Annotated in this window: 18 protein-coding genes; 12 read left to right on the top strand and 6 right to left on the bottom strand. The window is 58.7% G+C overall.

Annotation, left to right across the window (positions count from 1 at the left end):
- Positions 1–27: 27 nt before the first annotated feature.
- Both mobA and ACYZUD_RS14405 read left to right on the top strand, forming a co-directional pair.
- Positions 28–630: a molybdenum cofactor guanylyltransferase MobA gene (gene mobA / locus ACYZUD_RS14400; protein WP_462024603.1), complete on the top strand. Its 603-nt coding sequence runs from the start codon at positions 28–30 to the stop codon at positions 628–630.
- A gap of 76 nt (positions 631–706) precedes the next feature.
- A complete protein-coding gene (locus ACYZUD_RS14405) occupies positions 707–928 on the top strand; it encodes a YgdI/YgdR family lipoprotein (protein WP_462024604.1) in 222 nt (73 codons plus the stop codon).
- A gap of 70 nt (positions 929–998) precedes the next feature.
- Here ACYZUD_RS14405 and ACYZUD_RS14410 read toward each other — a convergent pair whose 3' ends face one another.
- From ACYZUD_RS14410 to ACYZUD_RS14420, 3 genes are all read right to left on the bottom strand, one after another.
- Positions 999–1,889, bottom strand: a complete 891-nt coding sequence (locus ACYZUD_RS14410) for a pseudouridine synthase (RefSeq protein WP_462024605.1) — start codon at positions 1,887–1,889, stop codon at positions 999–1,001.
- Between the two features lie 71 nt (positions 1,890–1,960).
- Complete coding sequence (locus ACYZUD_RS14415) at positions 1,961–2,281, bottom strand: transcriptional regulator (RefSeq protein WP_192227859.1); 321 nt, start codon at positions 2,279–2,281, stop codon at positions 1,961–1,963.
- Between the two features lie 141 nt (positions 2,282–2,422).
- Entirely contained in the window at positions 2,423–2,659 is a 237-nt protein-coding gene (locus ACYZUD_RS14420) for a glutaredoxin family protein (protein ID WP_462024606.1), read from the bottom strand.
- 209 nt (positions 2,660–2,868) lie between these two features.
- Here ACYZUD_RS14420 and ACYZUD_RS14425 point away from each other — a divergent pair, with 209 nt between their 5' ends.
- Positions 2,869–4,581, top strand: a complete 1,713-nt coding sequence (locus ACYZUD_RS14425; protein ID WP_462024607.1) for a cation:proton antiporter — start codon at positions 2,869–2,871, stop codon at positions 4,579–4,581.
- Position 4,582: 1 nt separating this feature from the next.
- Here the strand turns inward: ACYZUD_RS14425 and ACYZUD_RS14430 are convergent, their stop codons facing one another.
- Positions 4,583–5,791 (bottom strand): ammonium transporter, encoded by a 1,209-nt coding sequence (locus ACYZUD_RS14430; RefSeq protein ID WP_462024608.1) that lies wholly within the window; start codon positions 5,789–5,791, stop codon positions 4,583–4,585.
- A 327-nt stretch (positions 5,792–6,118) separates the two neighbouring features.
- On the opposite strand from ACYZUD_RS14430, the gene ACYZUD_RS14435 reads away from it, so the two are divergent.
- The 9 genes from ACYZUD_RS14435 to ACYZUD_RS14475 all read left to right on the top strand — a co-directional run bounded on the left by ACYZUD_RS14435 (position 6,119) and on the right by ACYZUD_RS14475 (position 17,958).
- On the top strand, positions 6,119–6,433 hold the full coding sequence (locus tag ACYZUD_RS14435; protein ID WP_462024609.1) for an ElaB/YgaM/YqjD family protein: 315 nt from the start codon (positions 6,119–6,121) through the stop codon (positions 6,431–6,433).
- 2 nt (positions 6,434–6,435) lie between these two features.
- Positions 6,436–6,825 (top strand): phage holin family protein, encoded by a 390-nt coding sequence (locus tag ACYZUD_RS14440; protein ID WP_064676499.1) that lies wholly within the window; start codon positions 6,436–6,438, stop codon positions 6,823–6,825.
- Positions 6,822–7,163, top strand: a complete 342-nt coding sequence (locus ACYZUD_RS14445; protein ID WP_462024610.1) for a hypothetical protein — start codon at positions 6,822–6,824, stop codon at positions 7,161–7,163. Before ACYZUD_RS14440 ends, ACYZUD_RS14445 begins: the two co-directional genes overlap by 4 nt.
- 124 nt (positions 7,164–7,287) lie before the next feature.
- A complete protein-coding gene (locus tag ACYZUD_RS14450) occupies positions 7,288–8,451 on the top strand; it encodes an EAL domain-containing protein (protein WP_462024611.1) in 1,164 nt (387 codons plus the stop codon).
- A gap of 69 nt (positions 8,452–8,520) precedes the next feature.
- On the top strand, positions 8,521–9,849 hold the full coding sequence (locus ACYZUD_RS14455; RefSeq protein WP_462024612.1) for a deoxyguanosinetriphosphate triphosphohydrolase: 1,329 nt from the start codon (positions 8,521–8,523) through the stop codon (positions 9,847–9,849).
- Between the two features lie 171 nt (positions 9,850–10,020).
- A complete protein-coding gene (locus ACYZUD_RS14460; protein WP_462024614.1) occupies positions 10,021–10,425 on the top strand; it encodes a response regulator in 405 nt (134 codons plus the stop codon).
- Between the two features lie 256 nt (positions 10,426–10,681).
- Positions 10,682–11,308 carry a response regulator gene (locus tag ACYZUD_RS14465; protein ID WP_462024615.1) on the top strand — a complete coding sequence of 209 codons (627 nt, stop codon included), beginning with the start codon at positions 10,682–10,684 and terminating at the stop codon, positions 11,306–11,308.
- Between the two features lie 8 nt (positions 11,309–11,316).
- Positions 11,317–14,961 (top strand): transporter substrate-binding domain-containing protein, encoded by a 3,645-nt coding sequence (locus tag ACYZUD_RS14470; RefSeq protein WP_462024616.1) that lies wholly within the window; start codon positions 11,317–11,319, stop codon positions 14,959–14,961.
- 48 nt (positions 14,962–15,009) lie between these two features.
- Positions 15,010–17,958 carry an HD domain-containing phosphohydrolase gene (locus ACYZUD_RS14475; RefSeq protein WP_462024617.1) on the top strand — a complete coding sequence of 983 codons (2,949 nt, stop codon included), beginning with the start codon at positions 15,010–15,012 and terminating at the stop codon, positions 17,956–17,958.
- On the opposite strand, the gene ACYZUD_RS14480 is transcribed toward ACYZUD_RS14475, so the two are convergent.
- Together ACYZUD_RS14480 and ACYZUD_RS14485 are read right to left on the bottom strand one after the other, a co-directional pair.
- Positions 17,959–18,441: a GAF domain-containing protein gene (locus tag ACYZUD_RS14480; protein WP_462024618.1), complete on the bottom strand. Its 483-nt coding sequence runs from the start codon at positions 18,439–18,441 to the stop codon at positions 17,959–17,961.
- Positions 18,438–19,328 (bottom strand): ATP-binding protein, encoded by an 891-nt coding sequence (locus ACYZUD_RS14485; protein ID WP_462024619.1) that lies wholly within the window; start codon positions 19,326–19,328, stop codon positions 18,438–18,440. Before ACYZUD_RS14485 ends, ACYZUD_RS14480 begins: the two co-directional genes overlap by 4 nt.
- Between the last annotated feature and the right edge of the window lie 40 nt (positions 19,329–19,368).

The raw sequence follows: 19,368 nt of genomic DNA on the forward strand, positions 1-19,368 counted from the left end.
TTTTCGCCGCCCCCATGGAGACCTGCCATGACCTCGAATATACAAATACCTTCCTGCTCCATTCTGCTCCTGGCAGGTGGTCGTGGCCAACGCATGGGCGGTCGGGATAAAGGGTTGCTGGAGTGGCACGGCGAGCCACTGATTGCGCATCTGCACCGCAAGACTCGTCCGTTGAGCGATGACCTGATCATCTCCTGCAACCGAAACCTGGAAAAATACGCGCCCTACGCCGACCAGTTGGTCCATGACGACGAAGGCGACTTTCCAGGGCCCCTCGCCGGTATTCGAGCGGGCCTGAAGGCCGCTCGCCATGGGCATTTGATGGTGTTGCCTTGTGACGTGCCGCGCATTGATGCAGCACTGCTTCACAGCATGCGTGAAACCGCCAGCCAACACCCGGACAAGCCGCTGATGCTGCGCCATGACGAACACTGGGAACCTTTGCTGTGCATTATTCCCGTTGCACTTTCCGACGCTTTCGAAACTGCCTGGAACGACGGAGAACGCAGCCCGGGTCGCCTCATGCGCAAATTGGGCGCGACCGCCCTGCAATGCCCCGACAACGACCCTCGGCTGGCCAACCTCAACACGCCGGAACTGTTAAGTGCACATAACACTGTGTCAGACTGACAGGAGAAGGAACTTGCGCACGTCGTACACGTCTCAAGCTCAGTAACCAAAAGAATTCATATTCGGAGACACACTCATGACTCAACGGACCCTCGCCGCTTTCATGCTCGCACTGGGCCTCGCGACCCTTGCTGGTTGCGCATCGCCTACCGTGATCACCTTGAATGACGGGCGCGAAATCCAGGCCGTCGACGAACCAAAATACGATCAGGATTCGGGTTTCTACGAATTCGAACAGCTGGACGGCAAGCACACCCGTGTCAACAAGGATCAGGTACGTACCGTTAAAGAGTTGTAATCTTTGCGACGACAACCGGATACAGAAAAGCCCGCTTGATGCGGGCTTTTTCGTGTCTGAAGAACAGCGATCACCATTGCAGGGTGAGGGTGCTTTCGAAGTCTCTTGCCTGGCCGGTGACCGGATCGACAAACCGCAGCCCCTGAGCAAGCAGTTTCAAGGGGTTGGCGAAATCGTCTTCAACACCCTTGAGTACCTGCGGATAGAACGGGTCATTGCAGATGCTGGCGCCCAACGCTGTCATGTGCACCCGCAACTGATGTTTCTTGCCCGTCACCGGGTACAGCGCATAACGCCAGAGATCACCGTTCTTCTCCCTGACCTCGACGGCCGTCTCGGTATTGCTGACGCCCGGACCTTCCTGCATGCGGAAGAATGGCTCGCCATCGATGAGTCGGCTCTTATGGACCAATGGAAAAGAGAGTTCGGGTAATGCCCTGGCAATTGCCTCATAGCGCTTTTCGATCTGCCGCGTAGGAAACAATGACTGATACGCCGCACGGCTCTGAGGGTTGGCGGAAAACAGCACCAACCCCGCCGTATGCCGGTCAATGCGATGCAACGGGACCAGATGCGGATTATCCAGCCGACGGATCAGCCGCCGCAGCAGGGTCTGCTCCACGTATTCGCCCGCCGGTGTTACTGGCAGAAAATGTGGTTTGTCCGCCACCACCAGATGCTCGTCCGCGTAAAGAATCAACTCCACCACCGGGATCGGCTTTTCGTCCGGCACTTCCCGAAAATAATGAATCCGCAGGCCTTCCTTGTAAGGCAGATCAAGGGCAATCGGCGCGCCATGCCCGTCGAGGACACGACCACGCGCAATTCTGTCCAGCCATTGCTCACGGCCGATGGCGCTGAAGTGTTCGCACAGGCAATCGAGTACGGTCTGCCACGGGCCAGGTGGCAAGTAGAGCGTGCTGGCCTGATTGTGTGCGGCAGAAAAAGATGAAGTGGACATACGAAAGCTCTGACCCTCAATACAGGGCGGCATTATCCAACAGCGGCCGAAACGAACCTAGAAGAGAATCCTCAAGCCGGTATCGACTGCGTTCGCGCTGCCGCCTCAGTGAACTCCTTCAGCCAGCGCAATACATCGACTGCCTCCCAGCGCCCCGGATCATAAAGTGCATACAGCAACCCCTGATAACCCACGACATCCAGCTGCCGGTGATAGCCCGCACGCTGGAACAACGCTTCGATTTCGGCGAAACAGGTATTGAAATGCAGTTTGTTGAAGGGGGTTTTTCCTTCCGTCACCAGGCCATCCAGACGCAATTCGAGGACCGCCTCGCGCACCACGTCCACCGACATCCGGTTCACGCTGTTCTTCAACTGTTCGACATTGACCAAGGTTCATCCCTCTGACTTCCGGGATCGCCTGCCCAAACTCACATGACAGGCAATCCGAGCAACTGTATGAACATACAGTAACCGAATAGCCTGTCTTTCGCCAATGGATGAAACGTAAACCGCGACGGGAGGGGCATCGGGTCAGCGCAAGAACGCCACGACCTGTTCGGCGTCGAACGGCCAATCGAGTTCAGCGCCGTTATCCAGGCGTCGCAATACCGGAATCCGTAAACCGTAGTCTTCGACCCAGTCTTCGTTTTCCGCAATGTCGACCAGCTCCACCATCAAACCGTGCTCGACCAGAGGCATCAGTTCGACTTCGGCGACTTCACAGAGATGGCACCCAATGGTGCCGAAAAGCTGACATTCAGGAGGCATGACCACAGACCCGGTAAAGTAGGCGTTCATTCTAGGCCGGTGATGAAAAGCAGTCGAGCCAATGACCCAAGCGTCTGAGCAACGGCGAATTTCAAAAGATTTCAGCAAATTCCTGACTCAAATCATTCGTGCCGGATGACACTTACGCGATGCTCGCGACTTTTTTGCCTCTACGCTTGAGTAGCCAGAACCCATCGCCGGAGTTTTTTGTGTTCGCCAACCTATTGATCATCCTCGCCTCCTCATTGGTGGTGATTGCACTGTTCCAGCGCCTGCGCTTGCCACCGGTGCTGGGCTACCTGTGCGTGGGGCTGATGATCGGGCCGACCGCATTCAACTGGGTGAATGAAAGCGAAGAGTTGCCGGACCTCGCCGAGTTGGGGGTGGTGTTCCTGCTGTTCTCCCTTGGGCTGGAGTTTTCGCTGACGAAAATGCTCGCGTTGCGCCGGGTCGTGTTTGGCCTTGGCAGCCTGCAAGTGCTGGGCACCGGAATACTGCTGGGTGGTTTGCTGATGTTGCTCGGCATGCCGACCACACCTGCGCTGTTACTCGGCGCTGGCCTGTCACTGTCTTCCACCGCCATTGTCAGCAAGGAACTGGGCAGTCTCGGCGAAATTTTCAGCAGCCACGGCCAGAATGCTATCGCCGTGCTGCTGTTCCAGGACGTGGTGGCGGTGTTGCTACTGACCCTCGTGCCCGTATTTGCCGGCAGCAGCGATCAAGCCTGGTACTGGGCGTTGCCGCTCACGCTGGGCAAGACCGTGGTGCTGTTCGTCGGCCTGCTGATGGCCAGTCGCTGGTTGCTGCCGCGGCTGTTCCATGAAGTGGCGGCGGCGCGCTCCGCCGAGCTGTTCGTGCTGCTGGCGCTGGTGATCGTGCTGCTGACGGCCTGGCTGACTCATCTGCTCGGCCTCTCCCCGGCCCTGGGTGCATTCCTCGCCGGTATGTTGTTGGGGGAAAGCCACTACAGGCACCAGATCGAGGCCGACATCCGCCCGTTCCGCGACATCCTGCTCGGGGTGTTCTTCGTCAGTATCGGCATGCTGATCGACTTGCAGTTGTTCGCCAGCCACAGCCTGCTGATTCTCGGCCTGACCCTGGGGTTGCTGCTGCTCAAGGGCAGCGTCGTTGCACTGCTGGTCAAATGGCGTGGCAGCGATGGCGAAACCGCCTGGCGCAGTGGCCTGGCACTGGCTCAGGGCGGCGAGTTCTGCTTTGCACTGATGGCGCAGATGCAACAAAACAAACTGATGCCCGCCGACTTCGGCGGCTTGCTGCTGGCCGCCACTTTTTGCTCGATGCTGTTGACGCCCTTGCTGCTGCGCGCAGCGCCCCGCATCGCAATACACCTGCACCGCAAGCCCAACGAAGAAGCGAAGCTGGAGGAAATCAGCGCACTCAACGCCGACTTGCATAACCATGTAGTGATCTGTGGCTATGGTCGTGTAGGCCAGTCAATCGGACGCGCACTACGCAATGCACAGCAACCCTATATCGCACTGGATACTGATCCGGTGCGTGTCCAGGAAGCCGCCGTTGGTGAGGCCTGTGTGCATTATGGCGACTCACGCCGCGGTGAACTGCTGGTCGCGGTAGGGCTGGAGCGCGCCAGGCTGCTGGTGATCGCCGTGGATCAGACCGATATCGCTTTACTGATCCTCAAGGAAGCGCGGCGACTCAACGCGAGCGTGCCGATTCTGGTGCGCACGCGCGACGACAGCCAACTGGCCGAGTTGAAAGCGGCCGGCGCCAGCGAAGTCGTGCCCGAATTGCTGGAGTCGAGCCTGATGCTCGCCTCCCACGCGCTGATCATGCTGGGTTTGCCCGCGCATCAGGTACAGGAGCGGGCCGACCAGATTCGGCACGACCGCTATCGCCTGTTGCACGGTTTTTATCCTGGGGCCGAAGATGAAGAAAATTGACTCAGTCTTGACTGACAGCGCCGATCTTGTGCACCGACAAGTCTGCGCCGTAATACTCTTCTTCCTGACTCAGGCGCAGACCATGGAACGCCTTGATCACGCCATACACCGCGAAGCCACCCGCCAGCGCCACGATCACCCCCAGTGCTGTTCCGATCAACTGGCTGATCAGGCTCACCCCGCCCAGACCACCCAATGCGCTCTGACCGAAAATGCCGCAGGCGATTCCACCCCAGACACCGCACAGGCCATGCAACGGCCATACACCCAATACATCGTCGATGTGCCATTTGCCTTGGGCGGCGGTAAAACACCAGACAAACAGTGCCCCGGCGATGGCACCGGTCACCAGCGCGCCCACGGGGTGCATCAGATCGGAACCGGCGCAGATCGCCACCAGCCCGGCCAGCGGGCCGTTATGCAGAAAACCCGGGTCGTTGCGCCCGGCGATCAGCGCCGCCACGGTGCCGCCGACCATGGCCATCAGCGAATTCACAGCCACCAGCCCGCTGACCCCTTGCAAGGTTTGCGCGCTCATCACGTTGAAACCGAACCAGCCGACGATCAAGATCCACGACCCCAATGCCAGAAAGGGAATGCTCGATGGCGCGAACGCCACCAGGCGCCCGTCGCGATAACGACCATTGCGCGGCCCGAGCAACAATACGGCGGCCAGCGCCAGCCAGCCCCCCATGGCGTGGACCACCACCGAGCCTGCGAAATCATGAAAGCTCGCGCCAAAACGCTCCAGCAACCAGTCTTGCAGGCCAAAGTTGCCGTTCCAGATCATGCCTTCGAAAAACGGATAGATGAACGCCACGATCAACGCCGTCGCGCACAACTGCGGGACAAACCGGGCACGCTCGGCGATACCGCCGGAAATGATCGCCGGGATCGCCGCGGCAAAGGTCAGCAGAAAGAAAAACTTCACCAATCCGTAGCCATGATCGGCATTGATCACTGCCGCCGGTTGCATGAAGGTGACCCCATAGGAAATCCAGTAGCCTATAAAGAAGTAAGCCAGAGTCGAAATGGCGAAATCGCTGAGAATCTTCGACAAGGCGTTGACCTGGTTCTTTTGTCGAACCGTACCCACTTCGAGAAAGGCGAAACCGGCGTGCATGGCCAGCACCATGACTGCGCCGATCAGAATGAACAACGTATTGGAGCTATGGACTAGAGTGTCCACAGCGCTTTGCAGATTTTCCATGGGGTTGGCAGACCTGAAGGCTAAAAAAGCACCAAAGCGGTTCGCACAAACAATTCACGCACCAAGTTGCGGCCTACCTTGATCAGGACATCTGTTCCCGATGAACCGCTTTGGCGCACAAGATTCATCACGGCAAATCACGACCGGGACGTTTGCGCGGGTTTTGATTGTTTGAGTTAGGGTTTTCCTGAAATCATGCCCAGCAACAGCGCAACGACGCAGGCTGACGCACCACGACGTAGCAAAAGTTGTACCAGTCATTTGTAACTGAACCTTCACCCAAGGCTCATACTCGAACGCAACAGAAGCCACTTACGGAGATCACCAATGGCCAGCATCAAGGCAAAGACTGCTCAAGAAATCCTGATGAACGATTTTCAGACACTGGTCAGCGACACCGAGCGGTTGCTGGAACACACCGCAACGTTGGCGGGCGATCAGGCGGATGAGTTGCGCGAGCAGATTCACGACAGTCTGCTGCGAGCACGGGAAACCTTGAAACTGACCGAGGACTCCCTTCGTTTACGCGGCCAGGCAGCCGTCACCGCCACTGAAGACTATGTCCAGGCCAACCCATGGCAATCGGTCGGAATCGCAGCCGGCGTGGGTTTCCTGATTGGTCTGCTGGCAACCCGGCGCTGATTATGGCGATCGGCGAATCCGGCTCGTCCGCGACGGGCCCAAGCTCCTCACCGCGGCGCCTGGGTGCCGCTTTCCTTGGACTGCTGCACAGCCATGTTGAATTGTTCGGCATCGAATTGCAGGAACAAAAAGCCCGCACGGTAAGCCTGTTGCTGTTCGCAGGCCTCGCGCTGGTTTTTGCCTTGCTGTTGCTGGTGGGGTTGTCGACGCTGGTGTTGATTCTGTTCTGGGACACCTATCGCCTACCCGCCATCATCGGGCTCTGCGTGTTCTACACCCTCGCGGCCATCTTCTGCGGGATGCGTTTGAGAGCGGCGATTTTCGATGAGTCCTCGCCCTTCCATGGCACCCTGGAAGAACTGGCCAACGATCGGGAGCGTCTGCTGCCATGAGCCTGCCTGAACTGCCTCACAACAGCTCGCGCACCGAAATGCGCAAGGCGCTGATCCGCCTGCGCATGGAAATGCATCGCCAGGAAATTCGCCACGAATCCGCGCAACTGCTGCAGCCCTTGCAGCGCGTGCGCGGCATGACGCAAAACCTGCATGAGGGTTTCGGCATCAAGCACGCGCCACTCTGGGGCGTGGCGGCCGTCACCCTGCTGGGCTTTCTGACCGGCAAGGGCGCCAAAAGCGGCGGCGTGAGCAGCCTGACTCGACTGGTTCGCCTGGGCACCACTTTGGGGCCTCTGATCAAGCTGGTCCTGCAAGGCTCTTCGCGCAAAGACTAAAGCCACTATCTGGCTGCATTCTTGCAATACCACCGGGATGAACCTCTTTATCGAGGGGTTCAACCCTGCGTGCCTGCTCGGCCACCAGGTTTTATCCCAAAACAAGACCTACTAAGGAGGCCTCGTGATCGACGGGCAACCGCTCGCCTTCTTTCAGCCGTTCATCGATACCGCCACCGGCCGTATCGCGGGCGTCGAGGCCCTGGGTCGACTGCGCCAGGCCGACGGTCAACTGGCCTCTGTGGGCCCCCTGTTCGCAGACCCACGAACGCCCGCCATCGCCCTGCGCCGTCTTGATCGCCAGATCCGCGATAACGCACTGAGCCGTCTGCATGAAGCACCCTCGGACTGGTTTCTCAGCCTGAACATGTCACCGCGCTGGATCAGCCGCTTACGCCCGGATCAGGCACTGCCCAGCCTCAAGCAACTGGACAGGCATGGCGTCGACCCGCAGCGAATCGTGTTCGAAATCACCGAGCTGGGTGGCGACATTCAACGCCTGGCAGACGTGGTGGCGCGATACCGGCAAGCCGGTGCGCGGATCGCCATCGATGATTTCGGTGCCGGTTACTCTCAGCTCGATCGCGTGCTGGCCCTGCAACCGGACATTCTCAAGCTCGACATGCGGCTGTTCCAGGCCGCCGCGCTTGGCGGTCCCAGCAGCGACGTGGTCAAGGCCCTGGCACAAATGGCGGAGAAAACCGGCTGCTGGATTATTGCCGAAGGGGTGGAAACCGAAGCCCAACTGAATTTTGCCCTCGAGTGCGGCTCGCGCTACGTGCAAGGTTTTCTGTTTGCCCGGGCACAAGAGGATTTCTTTGCCACCGATGCCTTTGTCGAGCGCTTCGCACACCTTCGTCAGCGCTATGTTCAGCAGAAACTGGCCGAGCGCGGTCGCCTAATGATCATGCGCCACCAACTCAGCGAGCTGATGGCGATCCTGCAAGCCTGGGCCCAGGCCCGCGCGCCTCTCAGCGCCCTGCCCCAGCTGGACGCCTTTCCCTGGCTGTTGCGCTTCTATCAATGCGATCGCCACGGCACCCAACTGACGCCCAATCTTGAATGGCGCAATAACGGCTGGGAAGCCGACGATCGCTACCTCGGCCACAACTGGTCATGGCGCCCGTATTTCTATCATCTGCTGGCAGAGGGCTGGGATGAGCGTCGGCTGACGCTTTCCAATACTTATCGCGACGCCACCAGCAACCAGTACTGCCTCACCGCCGGGCAATTTTTCGACAACGGCGAGCGACTGCTACTCATCGATATCGATGCCGCCGGGCTCTAGTTCCGCTTGCAGGTCCTGACGCGAACCGGGAAGCTTAAGCGATCAGTCACCTGACGGAGAGAACCAGCCTTGGATTGGCAAACCCTGCTTACCCGCGAACGACTCGGAAAGCCTCTGCACAGCCCGGAAGAAGTCGGCCGCAGCCCTTTCCACAAAGACCACGACCGCATCATTTTCTCGGGGGCGTTTCGCCGTCTCGGGCGCAAGACCCAAGTCCACCCGGTGTCCAGCAACGATCACATCCACACACGCCTGACCCACTCGCTGGAAGTCAGCTGCGTCGGCCGTTCGCTGGGCATGCGCGTCGGTGAAACCATTCGCAGCGCCCTGCCCGACTGGTGCGACCCCAGCGACCTGGGGATGGTCGTGCAATCGGCTTGTCTGGCTCACGACATTGGCAATCCGCCTTTTGGTCATTCCGGCGAAGACGCGATCCGTCACTGGTTCCAGCAAGCCGCCGGCCGTGGCTGGCTGGATGCAATGAGCGAAGTCGAACGCAATGACTTCCTCAATTTCGAAGGCAATGCCCAAGGCTTCCGGGTACTCACCCAACTGGAATATCACCAGTTCGACGGGGGCACCCGGCTGACCTACGCCACGCTGGGTACTTATCTGAAATACCCATGGACGGCCAAGCACGCCGACTCATTGGGCTACAAAAAGCACAAATTCGGCTGCTATCAGAGTGAACTGCCGCTACTGGAGCAGATCGCCCATAAGCTCGGCCTGCCGCAACTCGAGGAACAACGCTGGGCACGTCATCCGTTGGTGTATCTGATGGAAGCCGCCGACGACATCTGCTACGCGCTGATCGACCTGGAAGATGGTCTGGAAATGGAGTTGCTGGAGTACGCCGAAGTCGAGTCCCTGCTGCTGGACCTGGTGGGCGACGATCTACCGGAAACCTATCGCCAGCTCGGCCCGCTGGACTCGCGCCGACGCAAACTGGCGATCCTGCGAGGCAAAGCCATCGAACACCTGACCAACGCCGCGGCCCGCGCCTTTGTCGAACAGCAGGAGGCGCTGCTGGCGGGCAGGTTGCCCGGTGATCTGGTGGAGCACATGCACGGCCCCGCCAAGCGCTGCGTACTGAATGCCAAGGACATGGCACGCAAGAAGATCTTTCAGGACAAGCGAAAGACCCTGCACGAAATCGGCGCCTACACCACGCTGGAAATCCTGCTCAACGCTTTCTGCGGCGCGGCACTGGAACAGCACAACGGTCGAACGCCGTCCTTCAAGAGCCGTCGCATTCTCGATCTGTTGGGTAACAACGCACCGGACCCTCACGGTCCGTTACACACTTCGTTCCTGCGCATGATTGACTTCATCGCCGGCATGACCGACAGCTACGCCAGTGACATGGCGCTGGAGATGACCGGTCGCTCGAGTCACTGATGAGACCTGGTTGATCAGCCATTACGCCGTCCGGAATGGCTGATCAGCCCCTCAAAGTCCAAGTGCACTCAACGTTCGCTGAATTCCCCTACACTTCACGCCGAGCAAGCTGATCGATTGCCCGCCATTCTCGCGAAATAATCAGACGCCCCTCGCCTTGAGAGATGAAGCGTGAGTAATCCCCTGTTCAAAGACGATCTGCGGATCCTGTTGGTGGAAGATCATCCCTTTCAACTCAGGGCGACTCAATGCCTGCTTGAAAGTTACGGCTTCACCCAACTGACCACCACCAACAGTGCTGCAGGCGCCTTGCAACAAATGCTCACGGCGGCGCAACCGTTCGACATTCTTTTGTGTGATCAATGTTTGCCCGACCTTCCCGGCCTTGAATTGGTCGAAATCGCCAGTCACCGAGGGATGATAAGACAGGCCATACTTCTAAGTAGTCTGACATCCGCAGAACTGGACGGACTTGAAAAAAAGGCCAGCGAACACGGGACCCCCTTGCTGGGCTACTTGATCAAGCCTTTGAAACAATCCGAATTTAGAAACTTATTGACCTTGGCCTCACTATAAAAACAGCGAACACCAAACACGTCGAAAATATCGCCACAACATAATTTGAAACTTGCAAACCAAAACTTTCTACCCACTAGCCAAACACCAACAAACACCACCATTCCTCATTAAAAACCTAGTTGTTCCGTAGCCTCATTCTTCTTCGCTTGTAGGATTATTCCTATATTGCTGCTACAGGTCAGTCAGTTCATACGTCTCCTCAACTATCTGAGCTAAGGTGCGCGCTTTATTCGCGCTCGTATGGGATTTGATTATGAACTCCGTTTTTATTGTCGACGATCACCCCGTCATCCGTCTTGCCGTCCGAATGTTGCTGGAACACGAAGGCTACAAAGTCATCGGCGAAACCGATAATGGCGTCGACGCCATGCAGATGGTTCGCGAATGCATGCCCGACCTCGTGATTCTTGATATCAGCATTCCAAAACTGGACGGACTGGAAGTTCTCGCACGCTTCAACGCCATGAGTACCCCCCTTAAAACACTGGTGTTAACTGCACAATGCCCAACACTTTTCGGCATTCGCTGCATGCAATCCGGCGCATCGGGATATGTGTGCAAACAGGAAGATTTGAGTGAATTGGTTAGTGCTATAAAAGCGGTATTATCAGGTTACAACTACTTCCCCAGTCAGGCCTTGAATCCTGTTCGTGGTGATGACGCGCGCTATGCCGAACTGGAGTTATTCAAATCCGTCAACGACCGAGAGCTGATGGTATTGCAACTTTTCGCACAGGGCCGCACCAACAAGGAAATTGCCAAAGGCATGTTTCTGAGCAACAAGACCGTCAGCACCTATAAAAAACGACTCATGCAAAAACTCAAAGCCAAATCCCTGGTTGAACTCATCGAGATGGCAAAACGTAACGCGTTAGTGTGAGACACAGGATGCCCAGTCGTATAAAGGATTATCTGATACTCATGGCCACAGGTTTATGCCTGAGCACCTCAGTGCCCGCTGCGCAGACCGCCAGCGAGAACTACACCTTGCTCGGTCGCTCAACGGTCGGACATCTGGAAGTCCGGCTGGATCAATCACAACAACAATGGATCACCCATAAACGTGAACTGATCCTCGGTACATCGGCCCCGGATTATCCTCCTTTCGACCTGACCATCAGCGGCCAGGACTATGAAGGTTTCACCGCCGATTACGCGGATATTCTCGGCAAGACTATCGGTTTGCCAGTCAAGGTTCAGCGCTTCGCATCCCGGGGGGCGGCGATCGTGGCCCTTGAAAAAGGCGAGGTCGATCTGCTCGGCACGGCCAATGGATTCGAGGCTCACAATGCCGATATCGTGCTTTCCACGCCCTATGCCGTGGACCAACCGGTGCTGGTGACACGGGAAGGAGAAACCAGATCCCTGACCGATGGCCTTGCCGGTCTGCGACTAAGCATGGTGTATCACTATTTGCCCCTGGAGGAAGTCAGGGCCCTGTACCCCAAGGCGATCATCACCTCCTACCCTTCCTACCAGAATGCGATCAATGCGGTGGCCTTCGACCAGGCTGACGTTTTCCTGGGCGACACCATTTCAACCCATTACATGATCAACAAGGGGTTCCTGAACAACATCCGCATGGCCAATTTCGGCAAACACGAAGCCCACGGTTTCAGCTTTGCCGTGCATAAGGACAATCCGCAACTGCTCGGGATCATTAATGCGATGCTCGCGGCAATCCCCGCCAACGAGCGAGAAAACATCGCCAAACGCTGGAGCGCTGGCAGTGACATTCTTCTCACCGATCAAAAACTGCAGCTCACCGACTCCGAAGAGCGCTGGCTCGCGCAACATCCAGTGGTGCGCGTGGTGGTCAATGAGGCCTTTGCACCGCTGACGTTTTTCGACAGCGATGGCAACTTTCGTGGGGTTACCGCCGATCTGCTCGAACTGATCAGATTGCGCACGGGCTTGCGCTTCGATATCCGTCGCAGCCGAAGCGATGGCGAGATGATCGAGCAGATCAGAAACAATCAGGCCGACCTGATCGCCGCCCTGCTCCCCAGCGCCCAACGTGAAATGACGTTGAACTTCACCCGTCCCTATTTGCAAAACTCCTTTGTCCTGCTGACGCGCAAAGCCGCCGACAGCCCGTCAAGCCTTGCGCAGTTGCAGGACAAACGCTTGACCATTCCTCAAGGCAACCCACTGGTGGACTACCTGCGCAGCGAGTTCCCGCGGATCAAGCTGATCGAAACCCCGGACACATTCAGCGCCGTGGAGTTACTCGCCGAGGGCAAGGCGGAAGGTGCCGTGAACTCGCTGGTGATTGCCAACCATTTCATTTCTTCGCGGCTCTTCGAACATACCCTTCAGATCAGCACCACCATCGGTACCCGGCAGGCCGCTTTCTCGCTGGCGACCGGCCTTGATGCCAAAGAACTGAACGCCATCCTCAACAAGGCGTTGCTGAGCATCGCCCCGGAAGAACTGGGCATCATCAATAGCCGCTGGCGTGGCTATTCGGCGTCCTCGCAAAGTACCTGGCGCAACTACCATCGACTGTTCTTTCAAATCGTCACCGCTGCCGGCGTGCTGCTGCTGATTTCCGTGGCCTGGAACGCTTACATGCGCCGCCAGATAAAGCAGCGTCAGGCGGTCGAGCGCGCGCTGAACGATCAATTCGAATTCATGCGCTCGCTGGTCAACGGGACGCCTCATCCGATCTACGTGCGTGATCGTCAGGGCTTGCTGCAAAGTTGCAACGACAGTTACCTGCAGGCCTTCTGCGCAAAGCGAGAAGAGGTCATCGGCAAAAGCGTCATGCAGGGCAATATGAGCAACATATTCGAAGCCAGGGAATACCAGGCCGACTACCAGCGCGTCGTGGCCGAGGGCAAACCGCTGATTCTCGACCGTCCGCTGCACATTGGCGGTCGCAGGTTGACGATTTATCACTGGATTCTCCCCTACCGTGATTCGAGCGGCGAAGTGCAAGGCATCATCGGCGGCTGGATCGACATCAGCGAACGCCGGCAATTGTTCGATGATCTGCGCCGCGCGAAAGAGCGCGCCGATGACGCCAACCGGGCCAAAAGCACGTTTCTGGCGACCATGAGCCATGAGATCCGCACGCCAATGAACGCGGTCATCGGCCTGCTTGAGCTGACGCTCAAGCGTATTGAACAGGATCACCCGGACCGTCCGGCCATCGATGTGGCATACCACTCGGCGAAGGACCTGCTGGAACTGATCGGGGACATTCTCGACATTGCACGGATCGAATCCGGGCGCCTGAGCCTGAGCCCTGAACGCGTCAATCCAGCCGATATCGTGGGATCGGTGGTGCGAATCTTCGATGGACTGGCCCGCCAGAAAAATCTCGAACTGCTACTGGAATTTCACCCTGCCAATCCGGCGATCGATGTCTTGCTGGACCCGATGCGCTTCAAGCAGGTGTTGTCCAATCTGGTCAGCAACGCCATCAAGTTTACGGTGCAAGGCCAGATCAGGATCACCGTCGACCTGCGACCGACCGGCGAACCCGAGCGGGTTCAGATGCTGCTGCAGGTTCAGGACAGCGGCATGGGGATCAGCGAACAGGATCAGCAGCGGTTGTTCGAGCCTTTCGCCCAGGCCGACCACTCCGGGCAGTCAGGCAGAGGGGGGACCGGGCTTGGTCTGGTGATCAGCCGCAGTTTGTGCGAAATGATGGGCGGCAGCCTCCAGTTGAGCAGCCAGCCGGGGGTCGGCACCCGGGTTGAAGTTTCGCTGCATCTGGAAACCCTGCCGCTCGAACAGACACCGCAAACCGCTGAAGCGCCCATTCACACCACGATGGCTCCGCTGAACGTCCTGGTGGTCGACGATCATCCGGCCAACCGTTTGCTCATGTGCCAGCAACTGGAGTTTCTGGGTCATCGATTCAGCGTCGCACCGGACGGCGAGGCAGGATTCGAGGCGTGGAAAACCGGCTCGTTCGATCTGGTGATTGTCGATTGCAACATGCCCATCATGAGTGGTTACGAACTGGCCCGTGCCCTTCGCCAACAGGAACAACAATCGCACCGCCCACCCTGTACCCTTCTGGGCTTTACCGCCAACGCACAGCCGGAAGAAATACAGCGCTGCAAGCAAGCCGGGATGGACGACTGCCTGTTCAAGCCCCTGACCCTGACAGCCTTGAGTCAATGGCTTGAAGGCATCAAACCGGCCACCTGCGACCCGGCGTTCAGCCTGCAAGGGTTGCACCTGCTGACGGGGGGCAACCCGGTATTGAACCAGCGACTGTTGACCGAACTGTTGAGCAGCAATCGCCTGGATCGACAAGCGTTGCAGGCGCTGTCCCGGTCCAAGGACCCGCAGTCATTCCTCGATATCGCTCACAAAATCAAGGGCGCCGCCCGAATCGTCCAGGCGTCCAGGCTGATCGACAGCTGCGAGGCGCTCGAAAAAGCCTGCCATGCAGTGTTCCATCACGACGAAGTGGTCGACTGCAGTAACGCCATGGTGCGCGCCATGTTTGAACTGGAGCAGGCGTTGCAGCAACAGATTGGAGAAAACGACAAAAGCAGAATCAACGAGCCTTAACTATGCTTGGACGCTGAGCAGTGAGTAACCTTCATGGAGAGACCTGCAATGCCCAGCCCACTGCACGCGGATCAACGCCGCTTTCCCCTGCACGTGCATATCAGCGTGATGTTCACCTTCCTGCTGTTGCTGACCGGGGTGGTGCTGGGCATTTTCAACTATCGGCAGACCACGCAGATCATCCTGTCCGGCAGTGAAAAGCTGTTCAACCGCATCGAGCAGGACGTCCGCCTCGACCTGCACAACACCTACGAGCCTATTCGTCATTTGTTGAGCCTGCTGGCAGACAATCCGGCGGCGCAGGCGCCCGACCTGGAGCAACGCCTGGCGCTGCTCAAACCCTTCAGCCAGTCACTCAAGGACAACCCCGATCTGGCATCGCTGTACCTGGGTTACGGCAATGGCGATTTCTTCATGGTTCGTCCCTTGCGAACTTCCGACCTGAAAGCGCTGCTCAAGGCCCACGCTACCGCCGCGTATCAGGTGTGGAGCATCGAGCGAAACGACAGCAGCGGCCAAGTGCATTCCCGATCATTGTTTTTCGATCAGGACCTGAAGCTCATCAGCCGCGAGGACAACCCCGACGAAACCTACGATCCGCGTACCCGTGCCTGGTTCACCAGCGCCCGCAGCGACAACGATCAGATCACCACCGAACCCTACCTCTTTTTCTCCACCCACAATGTGGGCACCACCCTCGCCCGACGCAGCGGCGAGCGCGCCGTCATCGGCGCAGACCTGACCCTGGCCGAACTGTCCGCAACCCTGGCCAAACATGTCGTGACCCCCAGTACCGAAATCGTGCTGTTCGATGCCGAGGGCAATGCCATCGCCTATCCCGACAGCCGCAAGCTGATCGTCGACGATCAGACCGCCGGCCTGATCAAAGCGGCTGATCTGAGCCCCAGCCTCGGCGCGTTGCTCAACAGTCCCCCCGAAGGCAACCGGCTGGACGCCGCGGGGCGTCAATGGATCGTTGCCCGCAGCAGCATGCAGGAGGGCGGCCCCCAGGGACTGCAACTGGCCCTGCTGGTGCCGGAAGACGAGTTGCTCGCCGACGCTTACCGCATGCGCTGGCAAGGTGCACTGATTACCCTGGCCACGCTGCTGTTGTGCCTGCCACTGGGGTGGTTGACCTCCAGAATCCTGGTCAAACCCCTGCGCTCGCTGGTGCAGGAAGCCGATGCGATTCGCAGTTTCGATTTCAATTTTCCGGCCTCCCGTCGTTCCCCCGTGCTCGAAGTCGACCAACTGAGCGTGTCGATGGCCCGCATGAAGGACACCCTGGCGAGTTTTTTCCAGATCACCGACAGCCTGAGCGCAGAGACCCGTTTCGCTCCCTTGCTGGAACGGGTGCTGTTTGAAACCGTGAACATCGGCCAGGCCCAGGCCGGCCTGATCTACCTGCGCGAAAATGATGGCGATCGCATGGAGCCCCATGGGCTGGTCATCAATGGCACCTCACAGGCATTGCCGTCATTCGATGTTCAAGGCCACGACCTCAAGGATCCGCAGAGCCCTCCCTGGATGCAGCAACTGTCGAACGCCGACAATGTCGTCACCGGCCTGGGTTTCGAACAGGCGGCGGATTTGCAGAAAGTATTGCTCGCGCTGGAATGTCCGCGGGTTCATCTGATCGGGATCCGACTGCACAATCGTCATAACGAAACCGTGGGCCTGCTGGTCCTGCTGTTGGCCGACAGCGGCGCGCACAGCGATCTGGAAAAACTGCGTCCGGACCGTATCGCGTTTCTCCAGGCCGTGTCCGGCGCGGCCGCCGTGAGTATCGAAAGCCAGCGCCTGCAAGCCAAACAGAAACAGTTGCTGGACGCCTTCATTCAACTGCTGGCCGGTGCGATCGACGCCAAAAGCCCCTACACCGGCGGGCACTGCCAGCGGGTGCCGGCGCTGACGCTGATGCTTGCCCAGGCCGCCGCGGCCAGCCAGGCACCGGCCTTCAGCAGTTACCAACCCACTGAAGATGAGTGGGAGGCGTTGCACATCGCCGCCTGGCTGCACGACTGCGGCAAGGTCACCACCCCGGAATACGTCGTCGATAAAGCCACGAAACTGGAAACCCTGAACGACCGCATCCACGAAATCCGCACCCGCTTCGAAGTGCTCAAGCGCGACGCCTGGATCAGCTATTGGCAAGCCATTGCCCAGGGCGGTGACGAGCAGCACCTGGCCGAACTGCGCAATGCCACGCTGGCGGGGCTGGACGATGATTTCGCATTCGTTGCCCGCTGCAATCTGGGCGGCGAGGCGATGGCCGAATCCGATCTGCAACGCCTGCGTAGCCTGGCCCAACGCACCTGGACCCGAACCCTGGATGACCGGTTGGGCGTTTCCTGGGAAGAGAACCGCCGCCAGGCGCGAACACCGGCGCCAACCCTGCCGGTCAGCGAACCGCTGCTGGCGGACAAACCCGAGCATCTGTTCGAGCGCGCCGAAGCCGAACTGATTCCGCAAGACAATCCCTGGGGTTTCAAACTCGATGTGCCGCGCTACAAGTACAACCGTGGCGAGCTCTACAACTTGAGCATCGCCCGAGGCACCCTGACTCGCGAAGAGCGTTACATCATCAATCACCACATGGTGCAGACGATCCTGATGCTCAGCCACCTGCCCTTCCCCGGCCACCTCGACAACGTCGCGGAAATTGCCGGCGGCCACCATGAAAAAATGGACGGCACCGGTTATCCCAAACAACTGAAGCGCGAAGAAATGAGCCTGCCGGCACGGATGATGGCGATAGCCGATATTTTCGAAGCCCTGACCGCCGCCGATCGCCCCTACAAGAAAGCCAAGTCCTTGAGCGAAGCGCTGGGCATCATGGCCACCATGTGCCGTGACGCCCACATCGACCCGGAGCTGTTCGGGCTGTTCATCAACGCCGAAATCTATTTGCAGTACGCCGATCGATTCCTCGATCCGCAACAGATCGATGCGGTGAATCCTTCAAGCGTGCTGCTCAAGGCAGGCTTGAAGGCATGATCAGCAGTCGGTCAGGCGCAGGAAAATCGCCGCCAGTTGCTCGATACCGGCCTGATCGTGCTCGGTAAAACGCGCCAGTTTCGGGCTATCGAGGTCCAGCACGCCGATCAGCCGGCCGTCCTTGACCAGTGGCACCACGAGTTCGCTGTTCGACGCGCTGTCGCACGCGATATGCCCGGGAAACGCGTGGACGTCTTCGACACGCTGCGTCTGCAAGGTCGCCGCAGCAGCCCCGCACACACCGCGAGCGAATGGAATCCGTACGCAGGCGATCTGCCCCTGAAACGGGCCCAGCACCAGTTCTTCGTTGCGATTGAGGTAGAAACCGGCCCAGTTCAGGTCATCGAGCTGGTTGAACAGGAAGGCCGAAAACTGCGCCGCGTTGGCGATGAAATCCCGCTCGTCCGCCAGCAAGGATTCCAGTTGCGCGTGCAGCATGCCGTAGCCTTCGAGGCCCTGGCCGCTCTTTTGTAAATCGATCATGCCTTGTGCTCCAACAGCTTGAGCCCGACCCAATAGCGGGCAAATTGATAGGCGCAACGTCCGTTGCGATTGCCCCGGCCCGTGGCCCAGCGCACTGCGAGGATGTCCAGCTCCTCGTTTCGCTGCCACTTGAGGCCAGCCTTGTCGGCCAATTGGCCGATCCAGTGCTCGACCACGTTGAGGAAGTGTTCCTGGGTAAACGGATAGAACGACAGCCACAGGCCAAAGCGGTCCGACAGTGCGATCTTGTCTTCCACCGCCTCGCTGGGGTGCAGTTCGCCGTCGACCCTTTTCCAGTTTTCGTTATCGCTTTCCTTTTCCGGCACCAGGTGGCGACGGTTAGACGTGGCGTACAGCAACACGTTGTCCGGCGCCTGTTCGAGGGAGCCGTCGAGCACGCTCTTGAGCACGCGATAGTCGCCCTCGCCCGACTCGAACGACAGGTCATCACAGAACAGCACGAAACGCTGGGGCAACCTGGCGATCTGTTCGACCACTCGCGGCAAGTCGGCCAGGTGATCACGCTCGATCTCGATCAGTCGCAGACCGGCCTCGGCGTGTTCGGCCAGCAAGGCGCGCACCAGCGATGATTTGCCGGTGCCACGCGAGCCCCAGAGCAACGCGTGGTTGGCCGGCATGCCGTCGAGGAACTGCTGGGTATTGCGCCCCAGTTGCTCCACTTGTCGGTCGACACCGATCAGGTCGGTCAACCGCGTGTCGAGGCTGACTTGCAGGGGCAGCAGAAAACCGCTGCGCCCTTCGCGCTGCCAGCGTGCGGCCAGGCAATGCGTCCAGTCGATGGCTTGCCGAGGTGCGGGCAAGAGCGGTTCGATACGGGCCAGAACGGCATCGGCGCGTTCAAGAAAAGCATTCAATCGGGAATCCACGTCTTCTCCTCGGGCACGTTCACAGTAATGATGGCGGTAC

The organism is Pseudomonas sp. XS1P51 (assembly GCF_054897845.1).

Bases quoted from the DNA above. Each gene is read 5' to 3' on its own strand.
- ACYZUD_RS14475 (WP_462024617.1), top strand. From the start codon at position 15,010: ATGCCCAGCCCACTGCACGCGGATCAACGCCGCTTTCCCCTGCACGTG.
- ACYZUD_RS14445 (WP_462024610.1), top strand. From the start codon at position 6,822: ATGAGCCTGCCTGAACTGCCTCACAACAGCTCGCGCACCGAAATGCGC.
- ACYZUD_RS14470 (WP_462024616.1), top strand. From the start codon at position 11,317: ATGCCCAGTCGTATAAAGGATTATCTGATACTCATGGCCACAGGTTTA.
- ACYZUD_RS14480 (WP_462024618.1), bottom strand. From the start codon at position 18,441: ATGATCGATTTACAAAAGAGCGGCCAGGGCCTCGAAGGCTACGGCATG.
- ACYZUD_RS14440 (WP_064676499.1), top strand. From the start codon at position 6,436: ATGGCGATCGGCGAATCCGGCTCGTCCGCGACGGGCCCAAGCTCCTCA.
- mobA (WP_462024603.1), top strand. From the start codon at position 28: ATGACCTCGAATATACAAATACCTTCCTGCTCCATTCTGCTCCTGGCA.
- ACYZUD_RS14435 (WP_462024609.1), top strand. From the start codon at position 6,119: ATGGCCAGCATCAAGGCAAAGACTGCTCAAGAAATCCTGATGAACGAT.
- ACYZUD_RS14430 (WP_462024608.1), bottom strand. From the start codon at position 5,791: ATGGAAAATCTGCAAAGCGCTGTGGACACTCTAGTCCATAGCTCCAAT.
- ACYZUD_RS14465 (WP_462024615.1), top strand. From the start codon at position 10,682: ATGAACTCCGTTTTTATTGTCGACGATCACCCCGTCATCCGTCTTGCC.
- ACYZUD_RS14405 (WP_462024604.1), top strand. From the start codon at position 707: ATGACTCAACGGACCCTCGCCGCTTTCATGCTCGCACTGGGCCTCGCG.
- ACYZUD_RS14420 (WP_462024606.1), bottom strand. From the start codon at position 2,659: ATGCCTCCTGAATGTCAGCTTTTCGGCACCATTGGGTGCCATCTCTGT.
- ACYZUD_RS14410 (WP_462024605.1), bottom strand. From the start codon at position 1,889: ATGTCCACTTCATCTTTTTCTGCCGCACACAATCAGGCCAGCACGCTC.